The organism is Phenylobacterium sp., assembly GCF_030654915.1.
Taxonomy (GTDB): domain Bacteria; phylum Pseudomonadota; class Alphaproteobacteria; order Caulobacterales; family Caulobacteraceae; genus Phenylobacterium.
This window is the reverse complement of record NZ_JAURWM010000195.1, coordinates 1-9,569: the sequence shown is the minus strand read 5'-3', so window position 1 is coordinate 9,569 and position 9,569 is coordinate 1. Positions and strand designations below refer to the sequence as shown.

Here is a 9,569-nt window from a genome sequence, read left to right as displayed (position 1 = left end):
AAGTACAACCGCTTCCACACCACAGCGCTGTGCTCGCCCACCCGCCAGGCCCTGCTGACCGGCCGCAACCACCACTCGGTGGGCATGGGTGGCATCACCGAAATCGCCACCGGCGCGCCCGGCTACAATTCGATCCTGCCCAACACCGCCTCGCCGATCGCCCGGACCCTGAAGCTGAACGGCTACGCCACCGCCCAGTTCGGCAAGTGCCACGAGGTCCCGGTCTGGGAGACAAGCCCGGCGGGTCCCTTCGACGCCTGGCCGACCGGAGGCGGCGGCTTTGAGTACTTCTACGGCTTCATCGGCGGTGAGGCCCACCAATGGTACCCGTCGCTCTATGAGGGCACGACCCCCATCGAGGTCGAGAAGACCCCAGAAGAGGGCTACCACTTCATGGCCGACATGACCGACAAGGCCATCGCCTGGGTCGGCCAGCAGCAGGCCCTGATCCCCGACAAACCGTTCTTCATGTACTTCGCGCCGGGCGCCACCCATGCCCCGCACCATGTGCCCAAGGAATGGGCCGACAAGTACAAGGGCAAGTTCGACGCAGGCTGGGACAAGGCGCGCGAGGAGACCTTCGCCCGGCAAAAGGCGTTGGGCGTCATTCCCAAGGATTGCGAACTGACCGCCCGGCACAAGGAAATCCCTGCCTGGGACGACATGCCCGATGACCTCAAGCCGGTCCTGCGTCGGCAGATGGAGGTCTATGCCGGTTTTCTCGAGTACGCCGACCATCATGTCGGCCGGCTGATCGACAACCTTGAGAAGCTCAATCTGCTCGATGACACGCTGGTCTACTACATCATTGGCGACAACGGCGCCTCGGCCGAGGGCACGCTGAACGGCACCTACAATGAGATGATCAACTTCAACGGCGCCGCGGCGCTGGAGACGCCGCAGTTCCTGATGGACCGCATCGACAAGCTAGGCGGCCCAGAGTCCTACAACCACTTCGCGGTGGGCTGGGCGCACGCGATGAACACGCCCTACCAGTGGACCAAGCAGGTCGCATCGCACTGGGGCGGCACACGCAACGGAACGATCGTTCACTGGCCTGCCGGCATCAAGGGCCAGGGCGAAGTCCGCACCCAGTTTCACCATGTGATCGACGTCGCCGCCACGCTGCTGGATGTGGCCGGAATCCCCGAGCCGCTATCGGTGAACGGCGTGCAGCAGACGCCGATCGAGGGCGTCAGCATGGCCTATTCGTTCAACGAAGCGGCCGCGGCCGAGCGCCATGAGACCCAGTACTTCGAGATGTTCGGCAACCGGGGCATCTACCACAAGGGCTGGACCGCCGTGACACGCCACAAGACCCCATGGCTGCTGATCGGCGAGAAGGTGCCTGCCTTCGACGACGACGTCTGGGAGCTCTACGACACCACTAAGGACTGGTCCCAGGCCAAGGACCTCTCCAAGGAGATGCCGCAAAAGCTGCATGACTTGCAGCGCCTGTGGCTGATCGAGGCCGTTCGCTACAACGTCCTGCCGATGGACGATGATGTCGGGCGGCGACTCAATTCCGACCTCGCCGGCCGACCTGTGTTGATCAAGGGCAAGTCCCAGATCCTGTTTGGCGGGATGGGGCGCCTGTCCGAGAATTCAGTCGTCAACATCAAGAACAAGTCCCACGCCGTAACCGCCGGACTGACCGTTCCGGCCGGCGGCGCCGAGGGTGTCATCATCGCCCAGGGCGGCAACATCGGCGGCTGGGCGCTCTACGCCAAGGGCGGAAAGCTCAAGTACTGCTACAATCTGATGGGCATTCAGTACTTCTACATTGAGGCCGATAGCGTCCTCTCCCCTGGCGATCATCAGGTCCGCATGGAGTTCGCCTACGACGGCGGCGGCCCGGGTAAGGGCGGGACCGCGACCCTCTATGTCGACGGCGAGAAAGTCGGCGCGGGTCATGTCGCGGCCACCGCCGCCATGATCTTCTCGGCGGACGACGGTTGCGATGTCGGCCGCGACACCGGCGCCCCGGTTTCCGAGGACTACGGTGCTCATGGCAACGCCTTCAACGGACAAATCCGGGGCGTCGAGATATCCATCGATGAAGCGAGTGAAAGCACCGACCACCTGGTCTCAGCCGACGACGCCATCCGAATGGCCATGGCTCGGCAGTAGCGACCAAGGAAGGCTGACAGGGCTAGGCTCTCGCCCTGTCAGCCACCAAGTCACGCCTTTCCCGCGGCCCGCCGAGCCAGGGTGATGATCTCCGGGCTCGCATCGCTCAGCGGGCTACGGTCCCAGTCGCCGAACTGGGCTTGGATCTCCATCCCGGCGTCGGCGAGGAAGGCGGCCAAGAGGTCGGCCTGGATGAACCGCAGCGTGCTGCGGCTGACCTCGACCTGGTCCCAATCGGGACTGCTGAAGGTGTGGCTGAACGAGACGACGTCGCCGTCGAACGGAACCTCGACTTGCCGGCTCATCCGCACGGTGCGGCCGTCAGGGTCACTGACCTGCGCTGCATGCTCGGGGTTCCAACGCTCCCACTCGCGCACTTTCGGATTACGGGTCTCGAAAGCGAAGCAGCCGCCGGGCGTCAAGGCCGAGGCGATCGCCGCCAGCGAGGTCCGCAAATCCTGGTCCTCGATCAGCACCTGAAAAGCGTGACCGGTCATCACCACCAGGTCGAACTCAGCGCTCCAGGCGCGCGACGTCAGGTCGCCCAGCACCCACTCGATGTCCGAGCGCTTGCGCGCCTGCTCGATCATGCCGGCGGCTGGATCCAGGCCGCACAGCCGCCCCTGATGCCCGGCCTTACGCGCCTCGTGCAGCATCGCGCCTGTGCCGCAGCCGACGTCGAGCACCGCGCCGGCCGCCATCACCATCGGCATGTAGAAATCGAAGTCGTCCCGCCGCTCGCGAGGACAAAACGAGTCGTACAAGGCGGCCAAGGTGGTGTCGGCGAACAATCGATCGGCCATGTCGTCCATCCGTCAGGCGAAGAGCCGGCGAACTGACAGCAACCCGCAAAGGAAGTCGAGCCGCCAACCGACGCCCCACGCCAACAGTTGCCGCTGGCCCACAGTCCACCTACCCGCCCCCCGATGACCGTGCCTTGCGATCTCTCGGCGGCGAGGCCTCAGCCGCCCATCACCTTGGCGCGCAGCCGGCGCATGCCGCCCAGCCAACGATCATAGTCGCCAGCCTTGCGCTGCATGTAGGTCAACACCTCGGCGTGCGGCAGGATCAGGAACTTCTCTTCCGCCAGTCCGGCGATGACGCTCTCGGCCACCTCGTCCGGCGTCAGCACCCCGTCCAGGCTCTGGGGTGAGCCTGAGCCCCCCTGGCGCAGCATCGCCGTATCGACCCCCTGCGGACACAGGATCGAGACCTTGATCCCCTGGTCGCCATGAGTGATCGCCAGGGACTCAGCGAAGCCCACCGCCGCGTGCTTGGTGGTCGAATAGACCGCACCGCCGATCTGCGAGAGCAGCCCCGCGGCCGAGACCGTGTTGAGGATGTAACCCCCGCCCCGCGCCGCCATGCCCGGCGTCACCGCGCGCGCTGCATGGACATGGGCCATGACGTTCACGTTCCAGGCGCGTTGCCACACCGCGTCGGGCGAGGAGGCGGCGTTGCTGCGGTCCGGGTCGCCGTCGCCGACCCCGGCGTTGGAGACGAACAGGTCGATGCGACCGTGCCGCGCCTCGATATCGGCGACCATCGCCGCCATCGCCTCGCCGTCCGTCACGTCGAGCGCCACCGCCTCGCCGCCGATCTCCTGGGCGACCGCCGCCGCCCCTTCGCCATTGCGGTCGACGACGACCACCTGGGCCGCGCCGGCCTCGGCGAAGCGCCGGGCCAGGGCCGCGCCGATCCCGTCGGCGCCGCCCGTGACGACGACGACCTTGTCTTTCACGTCCATGTCTTGATCTCCCTTGCCCGCGGGCGTCAGCCCGCGTCGGCGTATCCGGCGTATGAATGCTTCAGCGTCGCGTGGTTCAGCAGCATCTCGGCCACCTGCCGCTGCCCGCTCGCGTCGAAGATGCGGGTCCGCACCCAATAGGACTCGGTGCGCTTACTCTCGGCCAGGGCCACGATCTCGCGGCGCAGCACATAGTCTTCGCCCACGAACAGCGGCCCGTCGATCAGCCGGATCTCCTGGTCAGCGAACAGTCCCACGGCCGGCCCCTTGACCGGAAAGCCCGCCAGCCGGCTCGAATGCTCGGCCAGGACACTGATCATTTCTAGTGGGATGATCGCGCGGCCCCACGGCGAGGCCGCCGCATCGGAGTACCAGGGCGAAGTCTCGGTGATCGCCGCCAGCTTCTGGTTCAGGCTGAACGGATAGAGGGCGCCCATGTGCTGGTCGGCGTCCATGCGGACATGCTCGTCCACCGCCCCCTTCATGCCGACGTGTAGGTCTTCCAGGATCAGCAGCTTCTCGGGCGGGCGCAGCGCCGCCATGCGGCGCTCCAGCAGCGTCGGGCCGGCGTCTGGGCCGATGCTTGCGCTGGCCTCCAGCACGGCTGTGCCGTCGGCCTTTTCGGCCCAGACCCGGGTCATGGTCGCGCCGTCGGCCGGAATCTCGGCGAAGGCGCGAACCTCTTCACCCTCGACCACCATGTTCAGATAGTGGGACGAGATGCAGCCCTGCTCGAACCAGGCCTTGCCCCAGATCTTTTCGAGCAGCGGCGGGAACAGGCTGAAGTGGGTCGGCCCCTCGATCGGCCCGGCGCGGAAGCCCAGCTTCTCGGCCATCGAGTCGTCGTGGATCGAGGCATGACCGCCATATTCCTGGTCGCCAAGCATCTGCCGGGGACGCCGCAGGGGGCCTGCCAGCGACAGTGTCGTATCAAAGGTCATGATAGGTCCTACTTCGCCGCCGCCAGGCGATCTTGGGTCTTCAATTCAAAGTCGCTGGCGTCGTGGCGCTCATACAGCTGGGTCGAGGGCTCGCCCCAGGTGCGGTTGACCATGCGGCCACGCTGCACGCCCGGCCGTTCGGCCAGTGCGTCGGCCCAACGCTGAACGTGTTTGTAGTCCTGCACCGACAGGAACTCGCCCGCGTCATAGAGGACGCCCTTGGCCAGCCCGCCGTACCAGGGCCAGATCGCCATGTCGGCGATGGTGTACTCGTCGCCGGCGATGTAGCGGTTCTCGGCTAGCTGGCGGTCCAGCACGTCCAGCTGGCGCTTTACCTCCATGGCGAAGCGGTCGATGGCGTATTCGATCTTGGTCGGCGCATAGGCGTAGAAGTGGCCGAGCCCGCCGCCCAGATAGGGCGCGCTGCCCATCTGCCAGAACAGCCACGACATGCACTCCGCGCGCTTGGCCGGGTCGGTGGGCAGGAACGCGCCGAACTTCTCGGCCAGGTGAACGAGGATCGCGCCGGACTCGAAGATCCGGATCGGCGTCGGGCCGCTGCGGTCCATCAATGCTGGGATCTTGGAGTTGGGGTTCACCGAGACGAACCCGCTGCCGAACTGGTCGCCATTGCCGATATTGATCAGCCAGGCGTCGTACTCCGCGCCGCCATGGCCGAGCGCGAGCCGTTCCTCCAGCATCACCGTGACCTTGATGCCGTTCGGCGTGGCCAGGGAATAAAGCTGGAACGGATGGCGGCCGACCGGCAGGTCCTTGTCGTGGGTCGGCCCGGCGATCGGTCGGTTGATGCTCGCGAACCGGCCTCCATTTTCCTTGTTCCAGGTCCAGACCTTCGGCGGCGTGTATTCCGGTGTGTCGGTCATTCGTCGGGCTCCAGGCGCCAGCTCGAAACATACGCATCCACCCCGGTGGACGCCGATCCGGCTGGGCGATTCAAATCGGGCGAATAACCAAGGTGGGCCAATCCCCGCCGGGCGCCAAGGCCGGCGTTGGGCGTCAAGCGCGAACCCACCCCACCTTTCTACTTGCGCGATTAAGCCGGCCGCCACAACCTCGGCCCATCCGAATAGTCGGGTGCGCGCGTTGGAGGATTGCTTGATGTCACGTACCGCAGCATGGGTCACAGCGGCCGCCATCCTTCTGGCGGCCGGTTGCGCCAGCAACAATCCGGACCAGCAGAGCGCTTCGAACGCGAACCGTCAGTGCTTCTTCGCCAGCAGCGTTAACAGCTTCGCAGCTGTGGACACACGCACCGTCAATGTTCGCGTCGGCGCTGATGTCTATCGGCTGGATCTGATGAACTCGTGCCGCAACGTCACCATGAACCAGCGGATGAGCCTGGTCTCGCGGACCGGCTCGTCCGTTTGCACGGGCCCCAGCATGGGCACGACGCTCATCACCCGCGGCGTCAACGGCCAGCAACGCTGCCAGGTCCGCAACGTCACGCTGCTAAGCCCCGCGGAAGTCGAGGCCCTGCGCCCCCGCGACCGGCCCTAGCCGCCTAAAGAAGACCGGCGCGCTGGCCGATGACGGCGATAGCGATGATGATCAGGACCACCTGGATGATCCAGTTCAGCGGTGACGGGATCGGCATCTTCTGCACTGCGTACAGGGCCAGGGCCAGAAGGACGACGACGACGAGGATAAGGATCAGAATGGACATGCGAACCTAACCTCCACCATGGAGGAAGGTTCCATCAGCGCGGCAGGTCTAGGTTCCCGCGCTCGACACATAGCTAGCTCTTGGCGCGAATGGACTGAGGTCATGACGAACAAGACGCCCCTCCTCTCAGGCGGCAACCCTCAGATCGCCAAGGGCGTGGGCGACGCTCCGGTCCAAGCCTATATCGCCGCCATGCCCGGCTGGAAGAGCGACCTTGGGCGCCGGCTCGACGCACTGATCGTCGGCGCCGTCCCCGGCGTAGCCAAGGCTGTCAAATGGAACTCGCCGCTGTATGGGGTCGAGGGCGACGGCTGGTTCCTCAGCCTCCATTGCTTCACGCGTTACGTCAAAGTGGCCTTCTTCCGGGGCGCCGCCCTGGACCCGATCCCGCCCGGCGCGTCCAAGAGCAACGACACCCGCTACCTGGATATTCATGAGAACGACGAACTCGATGAGGCCCGGTTCACCGCCTGGGTGAAGCAGGCCAGCCGGCTACCCGGCGAGCGAATGTGACCACGCGCTCATCCCTCGGAAGGCGACAACCATGTCCCTCGGAAGGCGACAACCATGACTGACGCTTCGAGCGAGCAAGAGCCCGTCCCGCCCTCCCGATTGATCGACGCCAAGATCAAGGAACTGGGCGATTGGCGCGGGCAGACGCTCGCCCAGCTCCGAGCTCTGATCCAGCGGGCCGACCCCAAGGTGGTCGAGGAATGGAAGTGGCGAGGGGTTCCGGTGTGGTCGCACGCTGGAATGATCTGCACCGGCGAGACCTATAAGAGCATAGTGAAGATGACCTTCGCCAAGGGCGCTGCGCTGCCCGACCCTTCAGGCCTCTTCAATTCCAGCCTCGAAGGCTCGACCCGGCGCGCTATCGACCTCCACGAGGGTGAAGGCATCGATGAACAAGCCCTGGAGGCCCTCATCCACGCCGCCGTGGCGCTGAACACCTCGGCGCGCGCCGGCAAACGCTGACGCGGAAGTCGCCAAAGCGCCTAGGTCGTCCGGCCCGTGATCGCGGCCGCCGCCAACCGCCCTGCGAGGTGCGCATGAGTCAGGGCGGCGATGGCTCCGGCCATCAGCCCCGCCCAAAGCAGCATCCAGAACTCGGCCAAGCTGGGTCCAAAGGCCTCGCGCATGTAGTCGGTGACCGGCGGATAGGCGTAGATCGCCACCCAGAACTCGGACTGCACCTTGGCTGCGACCGCGGCGCCGAGCAGCGGACCGCCGACCCGCCAGGCAGCGAGAAATGCGAGGGAGCGCGGCGCGCCCAGACCCGGCTCGCGTCGCAAGCGCCGGAGCGCCAGAAGCCAGACCACAAAGCTGGCCGCGACCACGGCCCACAGCAGAACCGTCACGAGTTGTACGTCCGGTGAGGCGCTAACGAAGGTCATGGCCAGCTTGCGTCCGCAGCAGAACGACGGATCGGCCGCGCTGGCCCCCGTCGCAACAGACGCCAGAGCCACGGCAAGCGGCCAAATCAAGACCCGCGTCATGTCCCCACCTCCAAGCTTGACCACAACTGGAGGTTATTTCTCACCGATGTCAATTCCGGGAGCGAGGGGCCTCGCCCCCGCTGAACACCACTGGCTCAGGGCTGGGGCGTTGGACACCAGCAGCTCCGCCCAGGCTTCGGCTATGGCTTCAACGGCGTGGTGTTCACCGATCCGAAGGCCGCCGGGATTCCGGTCGGGGTCGGAACTTATCACTGGGACGGCGCGGCCGGGACCTGGTTCTGGGTCGATCCTGCGAACGACCTGATCTTCGTCGGCATGGTCCAACTGCTTTCCGAGAAGTCTCCCGCCCTCCAGGCCACGACGCAGACACTGATGGCCAATGCGATCTCGCAGCCAGGCCATCAGGCGCCAACGACGTCATAGGGACCCGCCAGGCTTCCAGCGCGAGGTGAGCACGGCCGTAACCAAGATCGGCGCCGAGGAAGCGCCCCGTTAGTCCTCGCCCCACATCCGCAGCAGATTGCCGATAGTCTTGTCCAGGAGAAGAGCCGCCTCTTCGCCGTCCTGGCCTTGCCGGACGCGCTCCAGATCGAAGAGCAGCTCCCGCTGGTCGGCGCGGCGGACCATGCTCTGCACCCATCCGACGCAGGCCAGCCGGACGCCGTGCGTGACCGGCGTGACCTTGTGCAACTGGCCGGTCGGATAGAGCACCGCCGAGCCGGCCGCGGGCCGAAACTCGCGCTCGCCCGCCAGGTCCCGCAGCAGCAGGGCGCCGCCCTCATAGGTCTCCGGGTCCGACAGGAAGAGGGTAAAGCTGAGGTCGGTCCGCAGCGGCCAGCCGCCGTCGTCGTACATCGCGGCGTTGTCGACATGCAGGCCATACTGCTGGCCTGGCCCATAGCGCGAGAACATCATGCGGGACCAACGCGCGGGCCGCACCAGGGCCTTGAACGTCGGATGAGTCTCGAGCGCGAGCCGCACCTTGCGACCCAGGTCGATCACGCCCGGATCGTCCCCGCGCGCCTGCTCGTTGCGTTTCACCTGTTCGGCGGCGGGTCCCGCGGTCGCGCGGCCGTCGCGAAACGGGGCGCTCGCCAAGCCTTGCTGAACGGCCGCCAGCTGTTGTGAATTCAGGATGTTTGGAACGATCAACCTAGGTCTCCTAACCGGCCACGCCGGGCGCCGATCCGAGACGACTTCTCTCATCTTCGGAACGGCCACAGCAAGGCCGCCTGGCATCCAAGGGCAGGACGGGCCTTGCCAGATCTGCGCCGGGCTCCCATCTGGTGGGCGCGGACCGGGCCCCTCTGGTAGCCGCCGGCTTTGTCGGCGGTTATGATGTCGGACGCATCACGTCACAACGTGAGGCCGGCCCTGAAGCTGTCGCGCCTCCATCGCTCAGAAGGATGCCCGATGCCCCTGCTCCTATGCCCCAACGACGACACCTCCATGCAGACCGTGGACCGCGCGGGCGTGCAATTCGATATGTGCCCCACCTGCCGCGGCGTGTGGCTCGACCGTGGCGAACTGGAAAAGCTCATGGCGGCTGGGGCTCAAGGCCCCGCGCCGGCTCCCGGCGTGAGCGCGCCGCCTCCCGCCGCCCAGCCACC

At 66.2% G+C, this 9,569-nt stretch carries 13 protein-coding genes; 6 read left to right on the top strand and 7 right to left on the bottom strand.

The annotated features are described in order from the left end of the window. Window positions 1–2,130: arylsulfatase (locus Q7T84_RS10120; protein WP_304808369.1), on the top strand; the 2,130-nt coding region annotated here is incomplete at its 5' end. A gap of 50 nt (window positions 2,131–2,180) precedes the next feature. Here the strand turns inward: Q7T84_RS10120 and Q7T84_RS10115 are convergent. The 4 genes from Q7T84_RS10115 to yghU form a co-directional block, all read right to left on the bottom strand. After that, window positions 2,181–2,933, bottom strand: a complete 753-nt coding sequence (locus Q7T84_RS10115) for a trans-aconitate 2-methyltransferase (protein ID WP_304808367.1) — start codon at window positions 2,931–2,933, stop codon at window positions 2,181–2,183. A gap of 158 nt (window positions 2,934–3,091) precedes the next feature. Next, the gene (locus tag Q7T84_RS10110; RefSeq protein ID WP_304808365.1) at window positions 3,092–3,877 is read right to left on the bottom strand and encodes an SDR family oxidoreductase; all 786 of its coding nucleotides are present in this window, start codon (window positions 3,875–3,877) and stop codon (window positions 3,092–3,094) included. Window positions 3,878–3,903: 26 nt separating this feature from the next. Beyond that, window positions 3,904–4,818, bottom strand: a complete 915-nt coding sequence (locus tag Q7T84_RS10105) for a hypothetical protein (protein WP_304808363.1) — start codon at window positions 4,816–4,818, stop codon at window positions 3,904–3,906. Window positions 4,819–4,826: 8 nt separating this feature from the next. Beyond that, window positions 4,827–5,702, bottom strand: a complete 876-nt coding sequence (gene yghU / locus Q7T84_RS10100; RefSeq protein WP_304808361.1) for a glutathione-dependent disulfide-bond oxidoreductase — start codon at window positions 5,700–5,702, stop codon at window positions 4,827–4,829. A 235-nt stretch (window positions 5,703–5,937) separates the two neighbouring features. Between yghU and Q7T84_RS10095 the strand changes: the two genes are divergently transcribed. Further along, window positions 5,938–6,336, top strand: coding sequence for a DUF6491 family protein (locus tag Q7T84_RS10095; RefSeq protein ID WP_304808359.1), 399 nt, complete (start codon window positions 5,938–5,940; stop codon window positions 6,334–6,336). A gap of 4 nt (window positions 6,337–6,340) precedes the next feature. On the opposite strand, the gene Q7T84_RS10090 is transcribed toward Q7T84_RS10095, so the two are convergent. Continuing rightward, window positions 6,341–6,502 carry a hypothetical protein gene (locus Q7T84_RS10090; RefSeq protein WP_304808357.1) on the bottom strand — a complete coding sequence of 54 codons (162 nt, stop codon included), beginning with the start codon at window positions 6,500–6,502 and terminating at the stop codon, window positions 6,341–6,343. Between the two features lie 102 nt (window positions 6,503–6,604). On the opposite strand from Q7T84_RS10090, the gene Q7T84_RS10085 reads away from it, so the two are divergent. Together Q7T84_RS10085 and Q7T84_RS10080 are read left to right on the top strand one after the other, a co-directional pair. After that, window positions 6,605–7,015 carry a DUF1801 domain-containing protein gene (locus Q7T84_RS10085; RefSeq protein ID WP_304808355.1) on the top strand — a complete coding sequence of 137 codons (411 nt, stop codon included), beginning with the start codon at window positions 6,605–6,607 and terminating at the stop codon, window positions 7,013–7,015. A gap of 54 nt (window positions 7,016–7,069) precedes the next feature. After that, complete coding sequence (locus tag Q7T84_RS10080) at window positions 7,070–7,477, top strand: DUF1801 domain-containing protein (RefSeq protein WP_304808352.1); 408 nt, start codon at window positions 7,070–7,072, stop codon at window positions 7,475–7,477. A gap of 20 nt (window positions 7,478–7,497) precedes the next feature. On the opposite strand, the gene Q7T84_RS10075 is transcribed toward Q7T84_RS10080, so the two are convergent. Further along, window positions 7,498–7,998: a hypothetical protein gene (locus Q7T84_RS10075; RefSeq protein ID WP_304808350.1), complete on the bottom strand. Its 501-nt coding sequence runs from the start codon at window positions 7,996–7,998 to the stop codon at window positions 7,498–7,500. Between the two features lie 90 nt (window positions 7,999–8,088). On the opposite strand from Q7T84_RS10075, the gene Q7T84_RS10070 reads away from it, so the two are divergent. Then, the gene (locus tag Q7T84_RS10070; RefSeq protein WP_304808371.1) at window positions 8,089–8,382 is read left to right on the top strand and encodes a serine hydrolase; all 294 of its coding nucleotides are present in this window, start codon (window positions 8,089–8,091) and stop codon (window positions 8,380–8,382) included. 69 nt (window positions 8,383–8,451) lie between these two features. Here Q7T84_RS10070 and Q7T84_RS10065 read toward each other — a convergent pair whose 3' ends face one another. After that, on the bottom strand, window positions 8,452–9,111 hold the full coding sequence (locus Q7T84_RS10065) for a Fe2+-dependent dioxygenase (protein ID WP_304808348.1): 660 nt from the start codon (window positions 9,109–9,111) through the stop codon (window positions 8,452–8,454). 261 nt (window positions 9,112–9,372) lie between these two features. Between Q7T84_RS10065 and Q7T84_RS10060 the strand changes: the two genes are divergently transcribed. Further along, window positions 9,373–9,569: zf-TFIIB domain-containing protein (locus Q7T84_RS10060; protein ID WP_304808345.1), on the top strand; the 197-nt coding region annotated here is incomplete at its 3' end.